Genomic DNA, 25,518 nt, shown 5'->3' on the forward strand with positions numbered 1-25,518 from the left:
TGGCGCTGCCTCCCTGCACGGATTCAGCCGTCGGCGGCGGATGCCGCGTCGATTTCCTTGGGGATGTCGCCCTCGAGGTAGGTGTATCCCTCGAGCCCCGCCACGTAGTCGGCGATGAAACTGTTCGCCTCCTGGCGCGAGAGATCCTTGGCTCCGTTCACCTTGCGCCGAAACGTGGCAAGCAGATTCGAGGCATGATACTGCACGTAGTTGAGCACTTCGGTCACTGTGTCGCCATGCACGAGGTCGGTAACCTCGTAGCCGCGGTCGGTGAGCCGCACGTGCACCGCGTTGGTGTCGCCGAACAGGTTGTGCAGGTCCCCGAGAATTTCCTGATACGCTCCGGTGAGAAAGATGCCGAGGATGTAGGGGGCGTCCGTGACCGGGTGAAGGTCGAGCGAGGGCTTTCCCTTCCGGCCGCCGGCGAAGCGGTCGATCACGCCGTCGGAGTCGCAGGTGATGTCCTGCAGCGTCCCGCGCCGGGTGGGCGGCTGGTCGAGCCGATGGATGGGCATGATCGGAAAGATCTGGTCGATGGCCCAGTTGTCGGGAAGCGACTGGAACACCGAAAAATTGCAAAAATACCGATCCACCAGCACCGCATCGATATGCGCCGCGATCTCGGGGTATGCCGCCTTGTCGTCGGCGACGGCGGCACTGATGGCCCTGAGCGTACAGAAATAGAACTGCTCGGCGTCGGCCTTGTCGCGGAGCGAGAACACACCGCTCGCGAAGTATTCCTGGGCGCGCTCCTTTGCGAAGACTACGTCGTGGAAGACCTCCTGCACCCGGTCCGGCGACACGGACTCGAGGTTTTCCGCCATCTCCACCAGCAACTGCTGCGGGTCCGGGCGGAGCACGGGCGGCACCGGGTCGGCCAGCGACTCTACGTCGATCACGTTCACCAGCAGAAGCGAGTGGTGCGCGGTGAGCGCCCTGCCGGATTCCGAGATGAGGTTCGGCATCGGCAACTCCTCGGCGCGGCAGACGCCACCGAGGGTGTAGACCACGTCATTGGCGTACTCACGGATCGAGTAGTTGACGCTGGCCGGCCGCGTGCTTCGGGAGCCGTCGTAGTCCACGCCCAGGCCGCCGCCCACGTCGACGTGGTCGAGGTGGTCGAAGCCCAGGTTGCGGAGCTCGCTGTAGTAGCGGCCGATCTCCTCGAGGCCCGCCTTGATAAAGCGGATGTCCGGGATCTGGCTGCCGAGATGGAAGTGCACCAGCCGAAGCAGATCCTGACGGCCGGTGCGGGTGAGATGGTCGAGGACCTTCACCAGCTCCACCGCGTTGAGCCCGAACTTGGACTCCTCGCCGCCACTCTTGGCCCAGCGCCCCGACCCCTCGCTCGCGAGCTTGATCCGCACACCCACCGTCGGCCGCACGTTCATTTCGTCCGCCACGCGCAGCAGGACGTCCAGCTCGTTCAACTGCTCCAGCACGATCATCACGGTGTGGCCCAGCTTCTGGCCCATGAGGGCGAGGCGCATGAACTCCTCGTCCTTGTATCCGTTGCAGACGATCAGGTGGTGCGCGCTCTCGTTGAGTCCGAGCACGGCCATGAGCTCAGGCTTGCTGCCGCACTCGAGCCCGACCCCGTGCGCCGTGCCGAACTCGACGATCTCCTGCACCACGTGGCGCTGCTGGTTGACTTTGATCGGGTAGACTGAGGTGTAGCTCCCGGTGTAGCCGAACTCCTTGATGGCGCTCTCGAATTGGGTGGCGAGCGCCTGGATGCGGGAGCGGAGGATGTCGGAGAACCGAAGCAGGAGCGGCAGTCCGACGCCCTGCGCGTTGAGATCGAGGGCGAGCTGATAGAGATCGAGCCCGCGCTTCGGATTGCCGTCGGGATGGACGGTGACGTGGCCCAGCTCGTTGATGCGGAAGTAGCCAAGGCCCCAGCCGCTCATGTTGTAGAGCTTTTCGGCGTCCCGAGTGGTCCAGGCGGGCGGACTGACGATCGTAGCGATGGTGGCGCTCCGGCTTCGAGAACAGGCGGCCAAAAGTAACGCCGGTCGAAAGACGAGCAAAGCCGGCCAAGGCCCCGGCACTCCCGAGTGCGCGGCGGAGGATTGAGGCTTCCGCGCCGCGCCGTGGTGGCGATGCCACGCAGAGGCCGGCCGGCTCGGTGGTGCGCATCCTCCGCATGCGGCATCACTTCGGCGCCAGCGGTCCGGGCTCCGGCAGTGGCCGGACACTCGGCACGAAGGTCGCACAAGTGGTCGGTGCAATCCTAAGCATAACTGTTGCAAAGAGTTGCACGGGGAACGCAGAACCCGATCCGGCACGAGGAGAACACATGTTCGCCATGACGTTGAAGACGATGCGTCGGCTGCCGCTCGCCCGGCGATTCGAGCTCCAGGTTGCCTACGCGCAGGCCTGGGAGGCGCTCACCGAAACGCACCAGCGCCAGGCGGTGATCTTCGTGCACCGGATGGCCGATCGACTGCCGCTCATGGATGCGCTCGCGCGCTACTTCCGCGAAGTTGCGGTGCCGATAGCGATGCAGGAGACGGTGCGCGCGCGGGCGCTCCTTGCCGTCGCCCGGCAGGTGCCGGCCGAATCGGACGCGGGCGCCGGATCCGAGAACTGGGAGCGGTTGCGGCGGCCTGACCGGTGGGTCGACGTGGTGCGGCGCCGGGCGCATCACGTCGAGGAGACGACGCTCCACTCGCGGATGGCGGCCTGCGTGGCGGAGGCGGCCGTCGTGGCGACGCACGTGCGGATGGCGGTGGAGGTCTCCGAACTGCTCACCGACGACATGACGGTCGACGAAGCGGTGATGGTGTACGTGCGGAGCTTCGACCTTCCGGTGAAAGAGGGCGACGCGGTGTTCCGGGCCGCGCTGGCCCAGTTAGCGGAGCGGCGCCTCCAGGCGAACGAGAGTCCAAAGCTGCGCATCGAGCACTCGCCCGCGCCCGCTCTCTCCGCTCCGCAGCTCGCGGCCCCGGCTTCGGTCGAAAGCTTGCCCGCCCCGGCGTTCGGACTCCGCGTGATCGTCTGACGGCGCGCCGCCGACCGCGGTGGCCCGGTCAGGTCGCCTGCCGGCTTTCCCCGTATATCTTGGGGGAAACCGGCAGTGTGTTTCTGGGGGCGGCCCGACATGAAATGGTCCTATCGGCTGGGGCAGGTGGCGGGGACGGAGGTGAAGATCCACGTCACGTTCTTCCTGCTGCTCATCTGGCTCGCATGGGAGGCGTACGCGGTCGGCGGGACGCCGGCGGCCATCGATCGCACGGTGTTCACGATCGCGCTGTTCGCGTGCGTCGTGTTCCACGAGTTCGGGCACATTTTCATGGCGAAGCGCTTCGGCGTGCGCACGCCCGATGTGATCTTGCTGCCCATCGGCGGCGTCGCCCGGCTCGAGCGCATTCCGGACGAGCCGGAGCAGGAGTTCGCCATCGCGATTGCGGGCCCGCTCGTGACGCTCGCGATCGCCGTGGTGCTGTACCTCTGGCTGCTGCTCACCGGCGTCGCGCCCCGGCTCGGCCAACCGGAGCTCGACACGGGCGGGTTTGCGGTGCGGCTCATGTGGCTCAACCTGTTCCTGCTTGGCTTCAACCTGATTCCCGCGTTTCCGATGGACGGCGGCCGGGTGCTGCGCTCACTGCTCGCGACCCGGATGGGACTGCCGCGGGCGACGCGCGTGGCGGGCGCAGTGGGGCAACTGCTCGCCGTGGGCATGGGTATCGTGGGATTCTTCGGCGGCGGGCCGATTCTGCTCCTCATCGCCGTATTCGTCTTCCTCGGCGCCGGTGCGGAAGCGAGCGCGGTTGAGACCCGCATGGCCGGCGCGGGGCTCAACGTGTCGCAGGTGATGGTCACCCAGTTCCGCACGATCCCCATCCACGCCACGCTGGCTGACGCGGTCGACATGCTCCTCGCCGGCGAGCAACGCGAGTTCCCGGTAGTTGACAATCTCGGCCGGACCGAGGGAATTCTCACCCGCGACAACCTCATTCGGGGACTGCGCGAGCGCGGCCCGCATGCGATCGTGGGCGACGTGATGACCGCCCCGGCGCCGGCGGTTTCGCCCGGGCTGGGCTTCGGCGAAGCGTTGGAACGGCTCAAGGCGAGCGGCTTGCCTGCGCTGCCGGTAGTGGATGCGGCGGGCGCACTCGTGGGGCTCCTCACAATGGACAACATCTCGGAACTGCTCCTGGTGCGGCGCGCCGCGGCGACGCGGTGATCGTGCGGCCGGCGCGCGCCCGGTAACCATGGCAGGCGGCTTTCCCGTGGTCGAGCGGACCACGCGCCTTCCCTACCCGGCCGACGTGGTCTACGCCTGGCACACGCGACCCGGTGCGTTCGAGCGGCTCACGCCGCCGTGGGAGCGGGTCGAGGTCGTCGAGCGTACCGGCGGAATCGAAGACGGCGCGCGGGCCGTGCTCCGGGTTCGCGCGGGGCCCGTCCCCGTGCGCTGGGCTGCGCGGCACGAGGGGGTGGTGCCCGGCCGGCAATTCGTCGATTCGCAAACCGAAGGGCCTTTCTCCCACTGGCTGCATAGCCACCGGATCGTACCCGATGGCGAGAGCGCATCCTTTCTCACCGATCGGATCGAATACGCCGCGCCGTACGGGATCGCCGGTGCGGCGGCCGACCTCTGGTGGGTGCGCCCCCGGCTGGAGCGGATGCTGGCGTACCGTCACGCGGTGCTGCGCGACGACCTCGCATCCCACGCGCGCGCGGCGCTCGCGCCGCTTCGGGTCGCGATCAGCGGCGCGAGCGGGCTCATCGGACGATCGCTCTCGGCGTTCCTCTCGGCAGGCGGGCATCGGGTGACGCGGCTCGTGCGCCGCGCGCCCGGCCCGGGTGAGATCGGCTGGGATCCCGCGGCTGGACGGCTCGACGGCGCGTTGCTCGAGGGCGTCGACGCCGTGGTGCATCTCTCCGGGGCCAACGTCGGCGAGGGGCGCTGGACGGCTGCGCGGCGGCGGCGGATCCGGGAGAGCCGCACGCGCGGCACGGCGCTGCTGGCGAGGGCGCTCGCGGGGCTTGCGCGGCCGCCGGCCGTGCTCGTGTCGGTGTCCGGCGTCGGCATCTACGGAAACCGGGGCGATGAAACACTGCCCGACGGAAGCGCACCGGGCGCGGCGGACCTCGACACCCCTGCCGGATTCCTGGTCGAAGTATGCGAGGCGTGGGAGGCGGCGACTGAACCGGCGCGCGCCGCCGGCATCCGGGTCGCGATTCCGAGGCTCGGCGTGGTGCTGAGCCCGGCAGGGGGCGCACTCGCCCGCCTGCTGCCGGTCTTCCGGCTCGGGCTCGGCGGTCCGATCGGCAGCGGCCGCCAGTGGCTGAGCTGGCTTTCGATCGACGACGCGGTCGGCATCATCCACCATGCCATCGCGACGCCCGGCCTTGCGGGCGCGTTCAACGCCGGCGCGCCGGTGCCGGTCACGAACGCCGATTTCGTCCGCACGCTGGGCAGGGTCTTGCACCGGCCCGCGCTTCTGCCGGTGCCCGCTCGTGCGCTCAGGCTCGCCATCGGCAAGATGGCGGACGCCACGCTGCTCGCGAGCGCGCGGGCGCTCCCCACCCGCCTGGAAGCCAGCGGCTATCATTTCCGCCACGCCGAGCTGGAAGCGGCGCTGCGCTTCCTGCTCGGGAGGCAGGCGGCGTAGCTTTCGCGCATGTCAGAGTCACGAGCCATTGCGCTGTTGAGCGGAGGAATGGATTCCGCCACGACCGCCGCCCTCGCGCAACGCGAGGGATTCGCGGTGTACGCCCTGAGTTTTCGCTATGGGCAGCGGCACGCGGCGGAGCTCGCCGCCGCGCGCCGTGTGGCCGAGCGGCTCGGCGTGGCGCGCCACGTGGTGATGGACATCGACCTGCGGGCCTTCGGAGGGTCCGCGCTCACCGCCGACATCGCCGTTCCGAAGGACCGGCCGATGGACGAGCCGGGCGGCATTCCGATTACCTACGTGCCGGCGCGGAACACGATCTTCCTCGCGTTCGCACTGGCCTGGGCGGAGACCATCGATTCGAGCGACATCTTCATCGGCGTGAACGCGCTTGACTACAGCGGGTACCCCGATTGCCGTCCCGAGTACATCGCGGCGTTCGAAACGCTCGCGAACCTCGCCACCAGAGCGGGGACGGAGCTCGGGCGCCGCGTGACCGTACACGCGCCGCTCGTCGCGCTCACCAAATGTCAGATCATCGAGCGAGGGCGCGCGCTCGGCGTTGACTTCGGCCTCACGCTGAGCTGCTACGATCCATGGCCCGACGGCATCGCCTGCGGGCGGTGTGACGCGTGCGCGCTCCGGCTCAAGGGATTCCGCGAGGCGGGGCTCACCGATCCGGTGGCCTACGCACGTGCGAGCACGAGCAGTGCGGGGCGGCGATGACCTACGCAGTCAAGGAGATCTATTACACGCTGCAGGGTGAGGGCGCGCACACCGGCCGTCCCGCGGTATTCTGCCGCTTTGCGGGCTGTAACCTCTGGACGGGACGCGAGGCGGACCGGGCCGGGGCCGTCTGCACGTTCTGCGACACCGATTTCATCGGCACCGACGGACCCGGAGGGGGGAAGTTCGTGACGGCGGATGCCGCGGCCGACGCGGTCGCCGCCGCATGGCCGCGCTCGGCGCCGAAGGCGGCTGCGGCGGACCGGTCGAGCCGATTCGTCGTGTGCACCGGCGGCGAGCCGCTCCTGCAGCTCGATCCGCCGCTCGTCGACGCGCTGCACGCGCGCGGCTTTACCATTGCGCTCGAGACCAACGGGACGATCGCGCCGCCGGCCGGCATCGATTGGATATGCGTCAGTCCCAAGGCTGGCGCCGAGCTTCTCCTCCGTGCGCCCGATGAGCTCAAACTGGTATACCCGCAACCCGGTGCCGAGCCCGAGCGATACGCAGACCTCGACGCCCGCCATTTCTTTCTGCAGCCGATGGACGGCCCTGCGCGCGAAGTGAACACACGCGCCGCGGTGGAGTACTGCCTGGCGCATCCGCGCTGGCGGCTGAGCCTGCAGGCGCATAAGCTTTTGGGAATTCCGTAAAGGACGGTAACAGCGGTAGAGGCGGAAAGGGCGGTAAGGGGTCCGCCGGCCGACGCCCGTACCGCCTACCGTCCCTTTCGCCTCTACCGCCCTTGCCATGCATGGTTATTCCGATCGGATCCACCACGCGTTCGCATTCACGGCCAAGTACTACGGTCCGCTGGCGCCGGCTTCGGCGGCCATGTCGTACCTGGCGAGCCCGGCGAACGTCGCCGTCATTCTGGCGCGATACGATTGCGACCAGCCGACGATCGTCGCCGGCATCCTGCATCTCGCGCTGGAAGAAGCCGACCCCGCCCACCGCCCGTCACTCGAGGCAAAGGTCTCCGACAAGTTCGGCTCGGTCGTGCTGGGCGTGGCAAAGGATGCCTGCGAACCGCGCTACGATGAGCGCGGCGGCGAGCTGGCGTGGCGCGCGCGGAAGCACGATTTTCTCGCCCACCTTGCCGTCGCCGAGCCGCGCGCACTCGACATCATCGCGGCCGACGAGATCCACCGCTGCGGCACCACGATCACGGCGCTCCGGCGGCTCGGCGTGGAGTACGTGCGCACGGTGTCGCAGGCGAACTCGGCGCAGACCATCTGGTGGTACCGCTCGATGCTGGAGATCCTCGCGGCCCGGCCGGACTGGCCGCAGCGCGCGATGCTGGAGGAGATCCGCGCCATGAGCAGCGACCTCGTGCGGAGCCTCCGGCGCCGCGAAGAGGGGCTGTGATGTCGCCTCGCCTCAGGGCGGCGATACGCGCGGCGGCCGTCGCTGTCGCGCTGACCGGCTGCGCCTCGCTGCCGCCGGCGCCTGCGCCCACGAATCCAATCCGTTTCCTCGCCATCAACGACGTCGATACGGTTGATACGCTGCACGACGGGAGCGGTGGACTCGCGCGCGTGGCCACCATGCGGGCGCGAATCGCGAGCGAGGGCCCCACGCTCTTCGTGCTCGCGGGGGGCGCCCTGCATGGCGGACGCGACATGGTCGCGGCGCTCAATGCTGCCAAGCTCGATTACGCCACCTTGGGCGAGCCGGGCGCGCTCGATCTTCCGCGCGACACGTTGATCGCGCGGATTGCGGAGTCGCGGTTCAAATGGCTTTCGGCCAACTGCACCGAGGCGGACGGCACGCCCTTTCCCGGCGTGCTCGCGTGGGACACGGTACGTCTCGCAGAGCGGAAGATTGGACTCTTCGGCATCACGGCGGCCGGCGACTACCCGGCGCCCGCCCATTGCGGCGATCCGGCCGCGGCCGCCCACCGGGTGCTCGATACGCTGCGCGCGCAGGGCGCGGACCTCATCGTGGCACTTACCCACCAGCCGGTGGCGGCGGACCGCGCGCTGCTTAACCGGGAGCCGGCGCTCGATCTCGTGCTGGGCGGCGACACCGACGCGGCTGCCGACGAGCTGGTGGCGGGGCGCCATGCCCTCAAGGCCGACCCGGATGCGCGCACGGCGCAGTTCGCCACGGTGTGGGGCACGCGAGGGCAGTGGCAGCAGGCGGTGGCGCTGCTTCCGGTCCACGCGGGCATCCCGCCCGACACGTCGGTCACGCGGGTCGTTGCCGCGGCCGGGGGCGCCGGCTCCCGTTGACCCGGCGCCCGCGCTATTTTGCGGCAATGGCCCCGTCACCGACGCCGGTCGCACTCGCCACCATACCCAGTGCCTTCGCAGCTGCGTGCAGACTCTCCCGGACCGATGGAGAGCTGCTCGAGCGTTGCCGGGTGGCGCTGGTGCAGCGCTTCCGGGATGAACGCATCTGGCTCGCGCTCGCGGGACCGGAGGGCGCGGCGCCGCGCGTGGGGCCGGCGGAGGGGTTCGAGCAGGCGGTCGAAGTCGCCCGGCTCAAGACCGGAGAGACCGAGGCGTTCATCAGGGCCGACTGCGCGATCGCCGGCGAGATGAAGACGGTGGCGATGCCGCTGGCACTCGGGCTCACGGTGACGCTCGAGCTGCGCAGCGTGCTGCTCGACCGCCAGGCGGCGCTGGACGACGCCGTCTTTCAATTGCGCGCCCTGCGCCAGGTTGCCCGACTGCTGTCGTCGGTCCACTCGACCGAAGAGACCGAGCGGCTCATTCTCGATTTCATGGCCGAGGTGTTCTTCGCGTGGTGGGCGTGCCTCTACCGCCCTGCGGGCGCCGCGTACACGCCCGCCGTGGTCCGCTCGCTGAGCGAGCGCCCCCAGCCGGAGCCGGTCGATCGCGCCGCGCTCGACACGGCGCTCCCCACGGGCAGTGCGTCGGTGGCCGCCGGCGACGTGGCCCTGGCGCCGCTCATGCAGGGCGACGCCGAGTTGCTGGTGCCGGTCGATGCGGGCTCGGAACGGATGGCGGTGCTGGTCCTGGGGCCTCGGCTCAGCCGCAAGCCGTACGGTCGCGCCGAGCTGGAGCTGGCGGGCACGCTCTCGTTCGCCGCGGCCATCGCACTCAAGAATGCCGAGCTGGTGGAGCAGTTGCACAGCGCGGCGACGACCGACGAGCTCACCGGCCTGTACAACCGGCGTGCGCTGGAGGAGCGGCTCGCCGCCGAGATCTCGCGCAGTCTCCGGCACCAGTTGCACACGAGCGTGTTGCTGCTCGACCTCGACCGGTTCAAGGTCGTGAACGATACCATGGGCCACGCCGCCGGCGACCGCCTGTTGGTCCTGCTCGCCAACGTGCTCCGGAAGCAATGCCGCGCGCTCGATGTGGTGGGCCGCCTCGGTGGGGACGAATTCCTCGTGATCCTGCCGATGACGAAACCGGTCGAGGCGCAAGTATTCGTCGCGCGGGTGCGGGCGAGCCTCGCGGAACTGTGGCAGAGCCACGCGGCGTTCGGACGTCCGACGCTGAGTATTGGCATCGCCGAGGCACCCGTGCATGGCACCACGGTGGACGCGCTGCTTGCCGCCGCCGACACTGCGCTTTACCGGGCCAAGCGGGGCGGCCGGAACGCGGTCGAGGTGGCGGCCACCGGCTGACTGCGGCCCGGAGAAACCGCGCGATGCCCGACCAGGAATTCACGCTCCTCGGCGACGCCTGCTGGCTCGACTTCGTGAACACCACGTGCGGCCGCGCGGCGGCGCCGCCCGATCTGCTTCCCGATCCCGCTGCTTATCATCGCTGGAGCAAGGCCGGCAAGCTCGTGTCCGACGTGGACGCGGTGCCGTTCGAGGAGGTCCTCGCATTCCGCCGTCGTCTGCTCGGACTCGCCGAGGCGCTGGCGGTGGGCCGGCCGGCGCCGGCACCGGCCATCGCCGCGATCAACGCGGTGCTGGCGGCCGAGGGCGGGCGCGAGCGACTGGTCCGTGGGAGCGGGGTCTGGCGGCGCTCGTTTGCGCCGGACCGTGCGGCGACCGCGCGCATCGCCGTGGCCCGTTCCGCCGCGGACACGCTCACCGACGCCACCCGACATGTGCGCCGCTGTGCCGGCGACCCGTGCTCGCTCTTCTTCCTCGACGGCTCACCCACGCAGAGCCGCCGCTGGTGCAGCGCCGCGCATTGCGGCGGCCGCGGACGAATCGAGCGGCGGCGCGGCCTGCTTCGATGATGGGCGCCGTGTGAAAGGCGCCGCATGAGGGCGGCCGGCGCGCCGACGCCGATCGACGCTGCCGGGTCGATTGACGCGGCATCGGCGTTCGCCCGCGCCGAGGCGGCGCTGGGCGCGCGCTACCGGCTCGAGCGCGTGGTCGCGGCCTCGGATGCACGGGTGCTCTTCGCGGCCGAGGACCGGGTGCTCAAGCGTGCGGTGAGCCTTCGAGTGAATTTCCGGGCCGACAACCCGATACGCAGCTGGTTCCTCCGGGAGGCTGAGGCGCTGGGCCGGCTGGATCACCCGGCAATCCGCCACGTGTACGACGCCGGCATCATCGGCGAGCTGGCGTATCGCGTGGGCAACTGGATCGAGGGCGAAGGGCTGCACGACGCGGTGCAGCGCGGGCCGCGACCCATTCCGGCCGTGCACACGCTCGCGCGCGACCTGCTGAGCGCGATGGAGCATGCGCACGGCCGGGGCGTCATCGTGCGGCGGGTGGTGCCGGCTTCGCTGCTTGTGAGCCCCGCGTCCCGCGGCACCATCACCGATCTGCGGTACTGCAACTGGACACTGCCGGCCATTCCGCCGGGCGACGAGCCCACACAGCAGGCGTTCATGGCGCCCGAGGTGCGCGGCGGCGCCGACGGCGACCCGGCGAGCGATGTCTACACCGCCGGCGCGATCCTCTACTTCGCGATCACCGGCGTCGAGCCTCCGCTCGATGCGAGCGAGGCGGCGCGGCCCGCGCTGCTCCGGCCCACGTGCCCCGCCGCGCTCGAGCGGCTGGTGCTCCGCGCGCTCGAACGCGATCCCGATGATCGCTATCTCACCGCGGCGGAGATGCTGGAGGAATTCGCCTCGGACGCAGGCGCATTCGAGCCGGCGGCCGCGGCGGGCGGCACTCCCGCGCCGGACGGGGAAGATCGGGCGCGTTGGGAAAAGCGGCTGCGCCGCGCGCTGGGCGACGACTACGAGTTGCTGGCGCGGCTCGGCCAGGGCGGCTTCGGCCGGGTCTACCGCGTGCGCGACCTCCACCTCGAGCGCGAAGTCGCGCTCAAGATCCTGCATCCGCTGCTCACCCGTGATCCGGAGGTCGTGGAGCGATTCCGTCGCGAGGCGCAACTGGCCGCGCGGCTGAGCCACCCCAACATCGTGAACATCTACGACATCGCCGGCCGTTCGGGGCTCATCTGGTACACGATGGAGCTGATCGAAGGGCCGAGCCTCGCCCAGCTCGTGGAGCGCGAGGGCCCGCTCCCGCTCGACCGGGTGCTCCGGGTCCTGCGCGAGGCGCTCTCGGCACTGGCGCACGCGCACGCGTCTGGCCTGGTGCACCGAGACATCAAGCCGGAGAACATGCTGCTCGAGCCGGACGGCAGCCTCCGCATCACCGACTTCGGCCTGGCGCTGGCACTTCGCGCCGGGCGATTCGGGGGCGCCACCAGCCAGAGCGGAACGCCGCAGTTTGCGAGTCCAGAGCAGTTATTGGGGGAGAGGGTGGACCAGCGGTCGGACCTCTATAGCCTTGCGGCGGTAGCCTATTTCGCGCTGCTTGGCGAGCCGCCGTTTCCCGGCGCCACCCCGGAGCAGGTGCTGGCCCGGCAGACCACCAATCAGATTCCCGTGGCGGGCGAGCGACGCGAGGACGTGCCGCCGGAGCTCTGGGCCGTCCTGGGCCGGGCGCTCGATGCCGACGTCGCGGCACGCTACGGCTCGGCGGAAGAGTTTCTGCACGCGCTGAATCGCGCGGCCGGGGACGGCAGGCGGCAGGGCACCGATCTTGCTCGGGTGGCGGCGCGATGGCTCAGACTTTGACCTCCCTTGACGAGCAGCAGCCGCCCGGCATATTTGTCGGCGCGATCAGGCCTCGGTATTTGCTTTTCAGCAGACCATCGACGGGGAACTCTTAAGGACCCGGGCGCATCGCCCTCGGGTCTTTTCATTTTTCGTGACGCAGGACAGGCCTGCGCGCACGAAAACTCGGCGGCCGCTGGTGCGGCCGCCGGCGCAGTCCAATCAACACGGAGTAGGCGCAATGGCTCGCACCATCGGCACGGTGAAGTGGTTCAACGACGCGAAGGGCTTCGGGTTCATCACCCCGGAGAACGGTGACAAGGACTGTTTCGTCCACCACACCGCCATCAAGGCGGATGGGTTCCGCAGCCTCGCGGAGGGCGAAAGAGTCGAGTTCGACATCGTGCAGGGTGCCAAGGGCCCCGCTGCGGAAAACGTGGTGAAGCTGGCCAAGTAACTCGTCCGCGCACCACTGGTGCTGATCGCAGAACGGCGGGCCGCTCGGTGGAGCGGCCCGCCGTTTTTCGAGCCTCGCCGCGCCGCGGAGTTACGTCACTTGTGCCGATAGATGACCCGCCCGCGGGTGAGATCGTAGGGCGAGAGCACGACGCTGACGCGGTCGCCCTCGAGCACGCGGATCTTGAACTTGCTCATTTTGCCGGCTGCGTACGCCAGAATCTCGTGACCGTTCTCCAGCATGACCCGATAGTTCCGGTCGGGCAGGACTTCGGTCACCACGCCCTCCATCTCGATGCCCTCTTCCTTGGCCATCCAGTCTCTCCGGTAGACTGCCCCTTCGATCATCCCCGTGGAGCGGCCCCCGGGGTATGCGCGGAATCGGCGGAATCTTGCCTGCCGCGGGGCGGGAAGCAACCGCAACGGGCTGTGCGGCGCGTCGCGCGGCGGCCTACGCGGCTGGTGCATCGGGCGTGGCAACGGCGCCGCGAAGCTCCTCGATGTGCTCTTCGACCAGCGCGACCAGGTCGCCAAGGAGTTTCGCATCGAAGCTCAGCTCGACGCCGGCGGCCTGATAGAGGCTCGGCAGCGGCCGCGTGGACCCCAATGACAGCGCCCGCCGGTAGTGCGCGACCGCGGAGGTCGGATCGCGCAGGCTGTTTCGCCACACCTGCAGCGCGCCGATTTCCGCGATGGCGTACTCGATGTAATAGAACGGGTGAAGGAAGATGTGGAGCTGCCGGTACCAGCGCGCGATGCGCTCGGTCTCCAGTCCGCTCCAATCGATACCGCGCTCGAAGCGCGCGCGGATGCGGAGCCACGCTTCGTCGCGCGCCGCCGCGTCGTGGCCCTGCCCGCTGGCGTAGATCCAGTGCTGGAATGCGTCAACCGAGGCGATATGCGCGAGGCTGATGAGCACGTCCTCCAGATGCTCGAGCCGCGCCGAGCGCGCCTCGTCGGGGGTGAAGTATCCGGTCGGGCGTACGAGGTGCCGCGCCGCGATCAGCTCCATCGACATCGAGGCAAGCTCCGCGGCTTCGGCGCCGGGCTGGCGCTGCCAGATGAACGGCTGCGCGCGGGCCGCGAACGCGTGGAAGGCGTGCCCCGCTTCGTGGAGCAGCGTATTCACGTCTTCGGCGATGCCAACGGCGTTCATGAAGATGAACGGACGGCCCTGGTACTGCAGCGTCTCGCAATAGCCGCCGGGCGCCTTGCCTCGACGGCTCGCGAGATCGAGCAGGCCGAGGTCGATCATCGTCTGGAACTCCCCACCCAGATCGGGAGAGACACGGCCGAAGACGCGCCGCGCACCGGCCACCAGCTCGTCAACCGTCTCGAACGGCTTGAGCGGGGCCGCGCGCCACGGGTCCACCTGCAAGTCCCACGGCCGGATCTCCGCGATGCCGAGCCGATGCCGGCGCTGCTCGAACAGCCGCTCGACGGCGGGAACGACCGTCGACTCGATCGCGCCGTGCAGACGCTCACAGTCCGCGGGGCCGTAGTCGAAGCGGAATTTGGCCGGGAAGATGTAGTCGCGGAAATTCGCGAACCCCGCGTTGTGCGCGGCCTGCTGCCGGAGGGCGTACATCCGGTCGAAGAGCTCGGCCAGCGTGTCGCGCGCGGCAAGGTAGGGGGCAGTGATAACGTGCCACGCCCGCTCGCGCGCCGGACGTTCGGCGCTCTTGAGATAGGGCTGGAGCTGGGGCAGCGGTCGCTCCTCGCCCTCCCACATGGCCGTCATGGAACCAGTGATGCGCTGGTAGCGGGCGGCGAGCTGCTCGGCTTCCGCGAAGATCGGTACGTTGGCTTCGCGGAAGAGGGCAATCGCGGTCTCGAAGCGCCGAAGCGTCGTCGCCATGTCGGGGCGGCGGAGCCCCGACTCGATGAGCCGCCGCGCGAGCCCGACGGTGCGCTCCTCCATGCGCGGCAGGATCTCGCTCGAGAAACGGAGATGGTCGGACTCCTTTTGGGGATCGGCGGTGTCGATGGAGTACTCGATCATCGCACGTGCCGCGGCCTCGGTTACCAGCTCCTCCAGCGTCGACCAGGTGCGGAGCCACTCGTCGACCGTGTCGGAATCGACCGGGCGCTCGGCCAGCTCGTCGTAGTAGGGAATGATGTCAGCCCAGGTGGCCTTGGCGAACGACGCCGGGGACGTGGGTAAAACGGACGCGGTCACACGCACTCCTCACTAAGATCCTGCACGCGCATCGTTATGAAGTTGGCCGGATCGGGGCGCGAAGGCCAGCCGAGGCGGCCCGCGCCTGCCGGTGATAGAGATATGCGAGGGCGAGCGAGACGAGTCCGAGCGTGAACACGGACGCGACTCGGTAGAGCGCGTCGAGCGATGACAGATCGACCAGCAGCACCTTGGCCACGGCAAGCCCGGCGACGGCCAAACCGCCAAGCCGCGCGGGGCGGATCCTGCGCCGAAGTCCGAGCACCACGAGGTCCGCCGCGAAGAGCAGCCACCAAGCGCTCACGGCAAGGCCGCCGGCGAGCGCCGCGGTGTCCGGGGCCAGCCCGCGAAGCCGGAAGAGGCGGGTGATCTCGCCCGTCACGCCGAAGAGGAGCAGGCCGCCGCCGGCCAGCCACAGCGCCGCACGCGCGAGATGGACGGCGTCGGGCACTGGCCGGGCGGGCGCGGGTGGTGCCGATGCGGATGCAGCTGCAGGCGAGGGTCCCCGCAGCAAACCGGCAGCGAGCGCGGCAGAAACCGCGACCGCAAGCCACAACACGAGCGCGTAGTCGCCGGTGAACGCGGCATCGTTCCATGGCCGACGCGGGTTGTCCACGGCGAGCAGATGCACCGCCGCCGCGGCGAAGGTCGCCAGAGCGTACCAGCGGCCGTCTGAGCGGTCGAACGCATGGTCGAGCGCAGCCCACAGAAGCGCGAGCGCAAGGAGGATGGCCGGCGCCGGGAGGCCGCCCCAGTGCTCGAGCACCGCGCCGGCGGCCGCGGCGGCGCCTACCAGCGTAAACGGCACCAGCCGTCCCCCGTATCCGGTTGCGAGGTATAGGGCTGCCACCACGAAGGCCGCGATGCCCGGATGCGCGCGCATGAAGTCCGGTGCTGCCACCGCCACCGCCCATCCGATGAAGAGGGGCGTCACCAGAAAGGCGACCAGCTCGCCGAGGGACCACCCGGATGCGGCAGGGCCCTCCACCGGCCGCCCGCGCGCCGACCGAGGCACCACAAGCGGGTTGCGCAGCGCATACCACCAGACCGGCGCCGCGAGCACGATGCCGGCGGCGAGCATCAGCCAGTGCGCGTCGAGGCGAGCGCTCCCCAGGGAGGCGAGCAGAGCCCACCCGCCCCAGAAGGAGAGGAAGCGCGTTTCCCGCCAATGTTCGCGGAGCGCGACGTACATGCCGGCCGCCCCGCCCAGCGCGCTGTACGCAAGCGCGCCGAGCGGCCCCGCACTTCCGACCGCCGTCCAGCCGAGCCCGAAATACGCGAGCGCAACGACGGCCGCGGCACGCCGCCACCGCTTGCGCGCCGCCACCCAACCGAGCGCAATCGCCATGCAGGCGAGATAAAGCAGCAGCAGGTCGGCGTGCGATCGGTCGCGCCCGAGCAGCACGGGCGCGAAGAAGGCGCCGAGCGCCGCGACCGTGCCGAGCGCTTCGGTGTCCACCGCAAACGCGATGGCTGCAAGCCCGAGCGAAACGAGTGCCAGTGCTACGATGCCGGACGTAGGCGGCAGCAATCCGTAGAGGCGCGCCGCGGCCCAAACGGCGAGATACATGATCGCGGCACCCGCGCCGACGAGGGATGCGCCGTAGGTGCGGTACCGATCGAGCAGGCGCCAGCCGAGCGCGCCGACGACGGCCCCGGCCGCCACGCCGCCGGCGCAGCGCACCACGGGCGAAATCCAGCCGCGCTCGAAGGAGAGCTTGAGCAGGTACCCCGCTGCCAGGATGAGTGCGAGCACCCCGATGGCGAGCAGACCGCGCTGGCCGATCCATTCCTCGAACGCGAGTCGGCGGACCCCGGTCTGCGACGGCGTGCGCGGCGGAGGCGCGGCCGCACGGGGCCCGGGCTCCGGCTCGCGGAGCGGTGGGTCGCGGGGCGCGCCGGCCGGCGCGCCCCGCGGCGTAGGAGCAGGCTCGCGCCGCGCTGATGGTCCGCGCGCCTCGGGCGGCAGCACCCGGTCGGGCGTGTTCACGAGCCGGCGCACAAGCGCTTCCACGATCTCCAGGCGCTGCTCCAACCGGTCGAGCCGCTCTTCGACGCTCATAGCCTCCTCCGGCAGCGGCGGATCAAGTCGGGATGTCGGGCGCCGACGCGGGCGCCGGCTTCATGCCGGCAGGCTGCACCCCCACCCGGAAAACGAGCAGGCTCATCAGCACGATGAAACCGGCGGCCATGTAAAACGGCGACGCATGGCCCAGGCGCTCAAATGCAGCGGTGGCAACGAGCGGCGCCACCACGCGCGAGAGCCCCGCGAACGTCTGCGCCACCCCCATCACGGTACCGTATTCCGAGCGCCGGGTGTGGCGCGAAATGAGCGACGTCGTGGCCGGAAAGAGAAGTGCAGTGCCGATCGGTACGAGCGGCATGACCGCCGCGAGGCCCCAGAAGGAGCCCGCCTGAGGAAAGAGGGCCAGGCCTGCGATGAGCGACAGGGTCCCGACCTGCATCGCGCGGGGCTCGCCGATGCGGTCCACAATAGGGCCGAGGCAGAGCGTGCGCATCACGACCGAAAGGCCGCCGATGTAGAGAAACACGAAGCCGATCGACTGCTCGGTCACGCCGAACTCCGCGTCGAGATAGAGCGCCAGGACCGATGTGAGCGCCGCGAACGCAAGCATCCCGCCCGCGTAGATCAGAATGAGCCTCGGGACCGCACGGGTCGGGTGGCGCACCACCTCCCATCCGGCACGCCAGACCGGTGCCCCCGCCGTTGCGTGCGCGCCGGAGCCGTCCTTCCGGCGCGACTCCGGGAGCCAGCGCCAGGCAAAGCCGGCGTTGAGCAGGCAGAGCGCCGCCGCCAGAAATCCCGGCGCCTCGGGGCCGAACTTGGTGGCGAAGGAGCCGATGACGGGACCGAGCATGACGCCGGCCGACGTGGCGGCGGAGAGCCAGCCCAGGGCGCGGGCCCGCTGCGCCGGCTCGATCGTGTCCGCTACGTACGCTTGGGCGACGCCGGTGGTGCCGCCGCCTGCGCCCTGGATGAGCCGCGACGCGAAGAGCAGCCAAAGCGCGTCCGCCACGCCGAAGACCACGTACGCCAGAGCCGAGGCGCCGAGTCCGATGAGAAGCGCCGGGCGCCGCCCGTAGGTATCCGATACGCGGCCCCAGAGCGGCGATGAGAGGATCTGCGCGATGGAGAACGCGGAGATGATGATTCCGACTTCGAACGCGGTGGCATGCAACCGGAGCGCGTAGAACGGGAGCAGCGGAAGCACGATCGCGAAGCCGATCATGTCGACGAAATTCGTGGCGATGAGCACCCAGAGCCGGCGAAGCTGGTCCCGGGCCGAAATGGCGGGGGCCGGCTCGCTCACCCTGCCCCGCCCCAGTCCGCGCCGAGCGCGAAGATCGCGGCGCTCAGCGCCATGAGGACGACGCCGTACGCCGCAGCGACGCCGACGTCGGACTGGCGCAGGCTCGCCAGGATCTCGAGCGAGATCGGGCGGGTGTCGTAGGTGTAGAGCACGATCGACGTCACGAAGTCTCCCAGGGCGGTAACGAATGCGAGCGTGGCCCCCGCCATGAGCGAAGGCCTGAGCAGCGGCACCGTGACCCGCCGGAGCGTGCGCCAGTGGCCGGCGCCCAGACTCGCGGCCGCCTCGTCGTACGAGGGATCGAGGGCACGGAACCCGGCCAGCGTCGCGCGGCTCGTGATCGGCAGGTTGCGAACGAGATAGGCCAGCGGAAGGATCCAGATGGTGCCGATCAGCACCACGCGGCCGAACCAGGGGGCCCACACGCTGAACGCGGTGGCCAGCGCGATCGCGAACACGGTGCCGGGCACCGCCCACGGAAGGGCAAGGAGCAGGTCGAGCGCGCGCCGGCCCGGCACCCGGCGCCGTACGATGAGCGCGGCCGCGGCAAGCGAGAGCGCCACCGCGGCCGCCGTGGCCAGCGTGGCGAGCCAGAGGCTGTTGAGGAGCGGGCGAAGCCGCACCGGGTCGCCCACCAGCGCCGCATAATTCGCCAGGCTCCACGCCGGCGGGATGGCCTCCGTGGTCCAGGTGCCGAGCGGGACAAACGAAACCACGAGCAACGTGAGGTGCGGAAGCAGGAGTACCACCGCGAGCGACCAGGAAAACACCGCGAGGGCCACGCGCGCGCCGCGATGGCGCACCACCGCGGGTGCCGGTGCGGTGCCTTTGGTGCCGGCTCCAACGGCACTCCCGCCCCCCGCGCCGTATCCGCCGCTGTCCGTGCCGCGGAACAGCGCGAGCGCTGCGAGCGCAAGCAGCGAGAGCGCCACCGTCTCCACCATCGCGAGGGCATTCTCACCGTTGAGTCGGGTGGCGACGATCTGCGTCGTCATCACCCGGAACCCGCCGCCGAAGATGTATGGCGCGCTGAACGACGCGAGCGACGTCATGAACGTGAGCAGCGCGCCGCCGGTGAGCGCCGGCGCCAGCGCAGGGAGAACGACCCGCTGTGCGGTGCGCCAGCGACCGGCGCCGAGGCTCGCGGCCGCCTCGAGTTGCGCAGCGTCGAGCGAGAGGAGCGCCGCGCGGGTGAACAGATAGAAGTACACGTACATCGAGTAGGCATGCACCATGAGGATGGCGCCGGCGCCCTCGAGTCGCCACGGGGCCGTCTCCAGTCCGAAGACTGCCTGGACCAGACGCGCGAAGAAGCCCGACTCTCCGTAGAGAAAGAGAAACGCGACCACGCCCACGAGCGGCGGCAACACCGCGGGCAGCGCGATCACGGCGCCGAGCAGGCGCCGGCCCGGAAAGTCGTATCGGGCGAAGAGCACGGCGAGCGGGATGCCGATCGCGCCTGCGAGCAGCACGCTCACGACTGAGATCCAGAAGCTGTCCCAGAGCGCGCGCCATTCGGTGGGGCGCCGGAGAAACTCGCGCACATATTCGAGCGTCCAGCCGCCGGCCGCGCGGAGTGCCTCCGCGCCTGTCGCCTCGGTGCGGACCGCGTCGACCAGCACGAGCAGCAGCGGATACACCACGAGCCAGCCGAGCACGATGAGGAGGAGCGCGCCGGCCGCGGCCGTGGCCGGGCGCGCGCGACGTGCCGCCGCCGCCGCCGGTATCGCGCGGAGTGCCGCGGTCACGGCGACTCCCGCCGGAAGAGATGGATGCCGCCGCCCGCTCGGCGGCTCGGCACCAGCCCGACCCGTTCGCCGATGGCGACGGCGCGGCTCGTGCCGCTCACCTCGACGGCTTGCCCTAACTCCGTCCGCACCGTGAAGAGCGACGTGGCCCCGGCGAACCGGCGCTCCTCCACCGTCGCGGCGAGCGCCCCCGCCTCAGGCTGCGCCATCCAGAGCGCCTCGGGACGCACCAGGACCTCGACCGGGTCGCCCGGACGCAATGACTGGGTGCGTGCGTCGGCCACGATGCCCCATTCGGCGCTGTCCACCCGCACGCGCACTCCGCGCTCGTCCCGTGCGACCACGACCCCGTGGAGCGCCGATGCGCGTCCCACGAAACGGGCGACGAACGGACTTGCGGGACATCCATACAGCTCGTCCGGCGTGCCCACCTGCTCCAGCCGCCCTTCGCGCAGCACCGCCACGCGATCGCCCAGGTCGAAGGCCTCGTCCTGCTCGTGGGTGACGAGGACGGTGGTGATGCCGACCCGGCGGATCACGTCGCGCAGCTCGCGCCTGGTGCGCTCGCGAAGCGTTGGATCGAGGTTGGAGAGCGGCTCGTCGAGGAGCAGCACCTGCGGCTCGGGCGCCAGCGCGCGAGCGAGCGCGTCGCGCTGCTGCTGCGCGCCCGAGAGCTGCCCGATGCGGCGGCGCTCGAACCCCTCGAGGTCCACGAGTGCCAGCGCCGAGGCGACGCGCGTGGCGAGCTCGGCGCGCTCGATGCCGCGTGCCGCAAGGCCGAAGGCGACGTTTTCGCCCACATCGAGGTGGGGAAAGAGCGCGTAGTGCTGGAACACCATGCCGAAGCGCCGGGCGACGGGCGCCACGCGGGTCACGTCGCGGCCCTCCACCAGCACGCGCCCGGCGTCGGGGGTCTCAAAGCCCGCGAGCAGCCGCAGGGTCGTGGTCTTTCCGCTCCCGCTCGGGCCCAGGAGCGCCATGATCTCGCCGCGCGCGAGGGCGAGCGAGATGCCGTCCGCCGCGGCGGTGTCACCGAAGTGCCGCGTGAGGTGGTCGAGCTCGAGATAGGCCATGCGCGTCGGCTACGGACGGCCGGTGCCGCGCACGTGGCGGTCCCAGTAGCTCATCCAGGCCGGGCCCTCCCGGGTGAGCAGCGCCCAGTCGATGTGGGCCACCACCATTTCGCGCTCCACGCCCCGGACCCACGCGGGCACCGAGTCGCTCGGCAGGTCGTCGCGTGCGGGCAGCCGATACACGGCGCGCGCTGCGAGGAGCTGGGCGCCCGCGCTCCCCACGAAGTCGATGAAGCGGCGCGCCGCCGCGGGATGCCGGGCGCCACGCACGAGACCAATGGCGTCGTCGATCACCACGGTGCCGCTCCGGGGAAAGACGTAGCCGAACGGCATGCCCTTCGACCGGCTGATCAGAATGTCGGGCAGATCCCAGAGCGTGATCACGCCCTCGCCGCGGGTGAGCTTGGCATCGAGCACCGCCGGATTCAGCGTGTAGGCGCGGGTCTGCGCGTCGAGCCGGCGGAGCCACGCCCAACCGGCGGCGGTATCGCCCGTATCGCGCCGGCTGCGCATGAGTATGAGACCCCAGATGGCGCGCATCGTGCCGCTCGCCATCGGGTCGCGGATCAATACCTTGCCGGTCCAGCGCGGCGCCAGCACCTCGTCCCAGTCGTGCGGTGCCTCCGCGCGCGAGACCGCACGGCTGTTGAAGGCGATGACGGCCGGGGTACGATACACCGGCCAGTAGAGATCGTCGGGCCCGGCGCCGCGCCGGTCCACCTTATCCGCCCACGCCGGCCGGTACGGCGCAAGGAGCGAATCGTGCACGCCCCGATCGAACAGCGTCGTGGGGCCGCCGAACCAGACGTCAGCCTGCGGATTCACCCGCTCGAACCGGAGGCGGTCGAGAATTTCCTGGCTGCCCATATCAAGCCAGCGGACATCTATGTCGGGGTTAAGGTGTTCGAACCGGGTTTCAAGGAGCGCCAGCTGGTCGCGGCCGTGGGGGGAGTAGAGGAGTAAGGGGGTACGGGAGTCACCGCGGCAGCCGAGTGAGGCGGCAAGGGCGGCCACGAGGGTCCACCAAACCCTACCGCCTTTTCTGCCTCTACCGCCGTTACCGCCTTTCATTCGCCAGCGCGAGGAGATTCGCGAACAGGCGGTACGCTCCGGGGACACCCGCCGGGAGTTGGCGGAAAAAGCTCAGGCCCGTGTAGATGTACGTTCCCTTCCCCACGGGTGCGACGAGCAGACTTCCCTCGAGCGGTGCGTCGCCGGGGTCGTGCATCTCGAGCAGCGGCTCGTAGCGCGCATCCCAACTCCGCGCGAAGTAGAGTCCGCGCTCCTGCACCCAGCCGCGCCAGTCCGCCGGCCCGATGCGGTTCGGCACGTTGAGCGCCCGGGCCTTCGGCTGAAGCAGCACGACCGGCGCATTCTCGTCGGTCACCCGATCATGGCTCACCGGCGGCCCCGCCGAGCTATCCGCCCGAACCGCAGTGCCCTTGCCGCCTTTACCGTCTCTACCGCTCTTACCGTTTTCTCTTGCCCCTTGCCCCACCACTACGTCCAACCGCAGCGGTCTCCCCCCCACCGTCATCGGATACGGCGCATACCCCCCGGCGAAGAATCCGTGCTGCTGATACTGCACCAGCACCATGCCGCCGCGGCGCGCGTAATCGAGCAGGCGTGCATTGTACTGCGTGAGCGCGGGTACCACCTCGTATGCTCGGCTCCCGATCACGATCGCGTCGTAGCGCGAAAGGTCGCCGCGAGCGAGCGCCGCACCGTCGAGCAGCTCGATCGGCACGCCGACGCTCCGGAGCGCCTCCGGCACGCGGTCGGCCGCGCCACGCACGTAGCCGACGCGTGCAAGGCGCGGGAGCGCAAGAGAGCCGGTGCGGATGACGGTCGTTGCAGGTCGGGTGAATTGGCGCGGGCGGATATGCGGATAGTCAACCACCTCGACGCCCGCGTCGTATCGCCTTCCACGTGTGTCCACGGCAACGGCGCGCACCATGAGCGTCCCGGTACCTCCCGCAGGGGGGGGCGGCACCAGGAAATCGAAGCTCCGCACCTCGTCCTCACGCGTGAGCGTGAACCGCTGGGCCGCGGGTGCTCGCCACCCCGCCGGCAGCTCGAGCTCGAGCGTCCCGCTCGTGGAGTCGCGAACGCCGTGCGTGAGCGTCACGGTGAAGTGCCGAGCTTCGCGCGTCGTCGTGGGCCAGAAGAGCGTGTCGGCGGCGAGCTTCACGTCGACCCGCGGCACCACCACCACCGGACGCCGCACCTCGCCCACCGCCTGCTCCCGGCTTCGCGCGGCAACCGTGAGCGCAAACGGACCCTGCGCCGGGTCGCCGCCGATGAGGCCCCACGCGTCGAGCGCACCGATGCTCGCGCGGGTCTCGTCCGTTCCCATGCCGTTCCATGCCGCGTACATCGCTCCCACGAGCGGATGCTCGAGCCACGGCGCCGCCGTAGGCTCGGCGTCCTCGGGGATCCGGACGTCCACGTCGCGCGACGTGAGCTGGCCCGGCGGCACCGCGTTGCCCGGCGCGTTGGCGGGCGCCCCGCCTGCCATGCCGAGGGCGAGCCGCGCCGCGTCGCCACCGCCGTTCCATCCGGTGAGGTGCACCGTCACGGTCCGTCCGGCGGTGACCCGCGGATCGGACGCGAGCGCGTCGAACACGATGCCGCGCGCGATGCGGATTGCCCGATCGAAATGCGTCCGCTGGTCGCGCTGGGCGACTTCCGAGGCTGCCTCGGGTGCTCCCGACGCCCTCACCGCGCGCACCCACAGCGATTCCGCGGCTTCGAGCCGCGCTGCCACCGAGGGGCCCGGGTCACGATTGATCGCCGCCACCATGTCCGCAACGCGCGTGAGGCCAGCCACGAGCGCCGGTCGCACGGAATCCGCCGCGAGCGCCACGAACGGAAGCGCCGCGAGCGCCGTATCGATGCCGGCGAAGAGCGCATCGGCACCGGCGCCGGTACTGTCAGCGAGAAGCGCCAATCTCACGACCGAGGGCCCGAGCGTCTGCAACTGCCCCATGTCCTGGGAGCGGTGCAGGCTCCGGCTCGCCATCGCGATCTGATGGTACGACTTGCCCACGACTGGATCGAGCGCGCCGCCCTGGATGGTGAGCGTGGTCGCCGCCGAGTCGAACCGGGCGCTCCGGTAGAGCTTGCGGGGCGACCACGCCGCCAGGTGCTCTTCGGTGGCGAGCTCCGGAAAACGGGTCGAGTCGCCCGCGACGCGAAACGCCTCGATGGCCGCTCGGCCTGCGGCCTGGTGCTGTCCGTGCCCGTCGCGCGGGGTGCCGCTGAAGATGGAGACGATCACCTGCGGCCGAAACCGGCGTACGACGCGCACGACGTCCTTGAGGACGGTGTCGCGGGGCCAGTGGTCCCAGGTGTCGGCGAGCGTCTTGGAGAAGCCGAAATCGTAGGCGCGGGTGAAATACTGCTGCGCCCCATCGAGCCGGCGGGCGGCAAGCAGCTCCTCGGTCCGCAGGAGGCCGAGCGCCTCGCCGAGCTCGGGTCCGATCACGTTCTGGCCGCCTTCGCCCCGGTCGAGCGAGAGGTAGGCCGCCTCGGCGCCCATGCTTCGCGTGAGGATGGTGAGCAGCTCGGTGTCTTCGTCGTCGGGATGCGCGCCGATCACGAGCACCCGCTTGTAGTGCCCGAGCTGGCGCAGCTCCTGGGCGAGCGCCACCGCGCCACCGGTGGACGGTGGCGCGAGTTGGGCAGCGAGCGGTGCGGCGGCGAGAACGCCGCAGAGGGCGAGCGGCGCGGCGGCAAGCCACGGGGCGACGAAACGACGATGCACGAACCCGGCCGGGTGAGGACGGGAAGAAAAGTAATCCGCCTAGCGCGGTGCCGCCCCCAGCGGCGTCTCCCGAATCAACCGGCGCATCCCGGGGTGGCGATGCCAGAGATACGCTCCCATCGCGGCGGCCGCGAGCGTGTTCGCGATGAGTACCGTCCAGAACGGGAACAACGTCCGCGTCGCCTCGGAGGCGAGCGAAAGCAGCCCGTAGAAGAACACCTCAAACACGAGAAACACCTGCACGAGCGCGTAGCGCACCACCGATTCGTGCGCGGCCCACCGGATCAGGGCCACGACCACGTACCCGAACGCGAGGAACACGATGAAGTGCACCGCGGTGTACGCGACAACCGCGCTGAACACGGCATGCTCGAGCACCGGCTTCGATTCGCCGAACAGCAGGACCTGGCCGAGCACGCTCGGTGTTCGGAGCGGCACGCCGGCCAGTGAATCGATGATGAGGAACCAGATCGCGACGACCACGGCGCCGATGGCGCCCACGTACGTCCCTTCGTCGCCCAAGGAGAGTTGATTCTGGCGCATGGGGCGCACCCCCGAATCAACGAAGAACCCCGGCGCCGCCCGGCTTTGAATGCCGGGGGACGGCTCGGGCATTACCCGAACGCCGCAACCCGCGGCCCGTGCCTACAGTGGGCCACGGCAGG

General features: G+C 70.2%; 21 protein-coding genes. 11 read left to right on the top strand and 10 right to left on the bottom strand.

Translation table 11 applies throughout. The annotated features are described in order from the left end of the window. Positions 1–23: 23 nt before the first annotated feature. A complete protein-coding gene (gene speA, locus VFW66_06590; GenBank protein ID HEX5386344.1) occupies positions 24–2,003 on the bottom strand; it encodes a biosynthetic arginine decarboxylase in 1,980 nt (659 codons plus the stop codon). A 296-nt stretch (positions 2,004–2,299) separates the two neighbouring features. Here speA and VFW66_06595 point away from each other — a divergent pair, with 296 nt between their 5' ends. The 11 genes from VFW66_06595 to VFW66_06645 all read left to right on the top strand — a co-directional run bounded on the left by VFW66_06595 (position 2,300) and on the right by VFW66_06645 (position 12,756). Further along, a complete protein-coding gene (locus VFW66_06595) occupies positions 2,300–3,004 on the top strand; it encodes a hypothetical protein (GenBank protein HEX5386345.1) in 705 nt (234 codons plus the stop codon). A 99-nt stretch (positions 3,005–3,103) separates the two neighbouring features. Further along, positions 3,104–4,189 (top strand): site-2 protease family protein, encoded by a 1,086-nt coding sequence (locus tag VFW66_06600; protein HEX5386346.1) that lies wholly within the window; start codon positions 3,104–3,106, stop codon positions 4,187–4,189. A 28-nt stretch (positions 4,190–4,217) separates the two neighbouring features. Then, positions 4,218–5,624, top strand: coding sequence for a TIGR01777 family oxidoreductase (locus VFW66_06605; GenBank protein HEX5386347.1), 1,407 nt, complete (start codon positions 4,218–4,220; stop codon positions 5,622–5,624). A gap of 9 nt (positions 5,625–5,633) precedes the next feature. After that, positions 5,634–6,350, top strand: a complete 717-nt coding sequence (gene queC / locus VFW66_06610) for a 7-cyano-7-deazaguanine synthase QueC (protein HEX5386348.1) — start codon at positions 5,634–5,636, stop codon at positions 6,348–6,350. After that, positions 6,347–7,003 carry a 7-carboxy-7-deazaguanine synthase gene (gene queE / locus VFW66_06615; GenBank protein HEX5386349.1) on the top strand — a complete coding sequence of 219 codons (657 nt, stop codon included), beginning with the start codon at positions 6,347–6,349 and terminating at the stop codon, positions 7,001–7,003. Before queC ends, queE begins: the two co-directional genes overlap by 4 nt. A 97-nt stretch (positions 7,004–7,100) precedes the next feature. Then, positions 7,101–7,718: an HD domain-containing protein gene (locus VFW66_06620; GenBank protein HEX5386350.1), complete on the top strand. Its 618-nt coding sequence runs from the start codon at positions 7,101–7,103 to the stop codon at positions 7,716–7,718. Beyond that, positions 7,718–8,584, top strand: a complete 867-nt coding sequence (locus VFW66_06625; GenBank protein ID HEX5386351.1) for a hypothetical protein — start codon at positions 7,718–7,720, stop codon at positions 8,582–8,584. The genes VFW66_06620 and VFW66_06625 overlap by 1 nt, the downstream gene beginning before the upstream one ends. Positions 8,585–8,610: 26 nt before the next feature. After that, a complete protein-coding gene (locus VFW66_06630; protein HEX5386352.1) occupies positions 8,611–9,951 on the top strand; it encodes a sensor domain-containing diguanylate cyclase in 1,341 nt (446 codons plus the stop codon). A 23-nt stretch (positions 9,952–9,974) separates the two neighbouring features. Continuing rightward, complete coding sequence (locus VFW66_06635; GenBank protein ID HEX5386353.1) at positions 9,975–10,520, top strand: CGNR zinc finger domain-containing protein; 546 nt, start codon at positions 9,975–9,977, stop codon at positions 10,518–10,520. A 24-nt stretch (positions 10,521–10,544) separates the two neighbouring features. Beyond that, the gene (locus VFW66_06640; GenBank protein HEX5386354.1) at positions 10,545–12,320 is read left to right on the top strand and encodes a serine/threonine-protein kinase; all 1,776 of its coding nucleotides are present in this window, start codon (positions 10,545–10,547) and stop codon (positions 12,318–12,320) included. A 220-nt stretch (positions 12,321–12,540) separates the two neighbouring features. Continuing rightward, a complete protein-coding gene (locus tag VFW66_06645; protein ID HEX5386355.1) occupies positions 12,541–12,756 on the top strand; it encodes a cold shock domain-containing protein in 216 nt (71 codons plus the stop codon). A gap of 95 nt (positions 12,757–12,851) precedes the next feature. Here the strand turns inward: VFW66_06645 and infA are convergent, their stop codons facing one another. The 9 genes from infA to VFW66_06690 all read right to left on the bottom strand — a co-directional run bounded on the left by infA (position 12,852) and on the right by VFW66_06690 (position 25,468). Next, positions 12,852–13,070, bottom strand: coding sequence for a translation initiation factor IF-1 (gene infA, locus VFW66_06650; protein ID HEX5386356.1), 219 nt, complete (start codon positions 13,068–13,070; stop codon positions 12,852–12,854). Between the two features lie 136 nt (positions 13,071–13,206). Then, positions 13,207–14,934, bottom strand: coding sequence for a M3 family oligoendopeptidase (locus VFW66_06655; protein ID HEX5386357.1), 1,728 nt, complete (start codon positions 14,932–14,934; stop codon positions 13,207–13,209). A gap of 34 nt (positions 14,935–14,968) precedes the next feature. Next, on the bottom strand, positions 14,969–16,996 hold the full coding sequence (locus tag VFW66_06660) for a DUF2339 domain-containing protein (protein HEX5386358.1): 2,028 nt from the start codon (positions 16,994–16,996) through the stop codon (positions 14,969–14,971). Between the two features lie 22 nt (positions 16,997–17,018). Then, the gene (locus tag VFW66_06665) at positions 17,019–18,266 is read right to left on the bottom strand and encodes an MFS transporter (GenBank protein ID HEX5386359.1); all 1,248 of its coding nucleotides are present in this window, start codon (positions 18,264–18,266) and stop codon (positions 17,019–17,021) included. Then, complete coding sequence (locus VFW66_06670) at positions 18,263–20,014, bottom strand: iron ABC transporter permease (protein HEX5386360.1); 1,752 nt, start codon at positions 20,012–20,014, stop codon at positions 18,263–18,265. The genes VFW66_06665 and VFW66_06670 overlap by 4 nt, the downstream gene beginning before the upstream one ends. Continuing rightward, positions 20,011–21,087: an ABC transporter ATP-binding protein gene (locus VFW66_06675; protein ID HEX5386361.1), complete on the bottom strand. Its 1,077-nt coding sequence runs from the start codon at positions 21,085–21,087 to the stop codon at positions 20,011–20,013. Before VFW66_06675 ends, VFW66_06670 begins: the two co-directional genes overlap by 4 nt. 9 nt (positions 21,088–21,096) lie before the next feature. Then, positions 21,097–22,158 (bottom strand): extracellular solute-binding protein, encoded by a 1,062-nt coding sequence (locus VFW66_06680; protein ID HEX5386362.1) that lies wholly within the window; start codon positions 22,156–22,158, stop codon positions 21,097–21,099. Continuing rightward, on the bottom strand, positions 22,145–24,853 hold the full coding sequence (locus VFW66_06685; GenBank protein HEX5386363.1) for a PIG-L family deacetylase: 2,709 nt from the start codon (positions 24,851–24,853) through the stop codon (positions 22,145–22,147). The genes VFW66_06680 and VFW66_06685 overlap by 14 nt, the downstream gene beginning before the upstream one ends. A 39-nt stretch (positions 24,854–24,892) precedes the next feature. Next, positions 24,893–25,468 carry a hypothetical protein gene (locus tag VFW66_06690; GenBank protein HEX5386364.1) on the bottom strand — a complete coding sequence of 192 codons (576 nt, stop codon included), beginning with the start codon at positions 25,466–25,468 and terminating at the stop codon, positions 24,893–24,895. Between the last annotated feature and the right edge of the window lie 50 nt (positions 25,469–25,518).

It is taken from the genome of Gemmatimonadales bacterium, from assembly GCA_036279355.1.
In the GTDB taxonomy this organism is placed as follows: domain Bacteria; phylum Gemmatimonadota; class Gemmatimonadetes; order Gemmatimonadales; family GWC2-71-9; genus DASQPE01.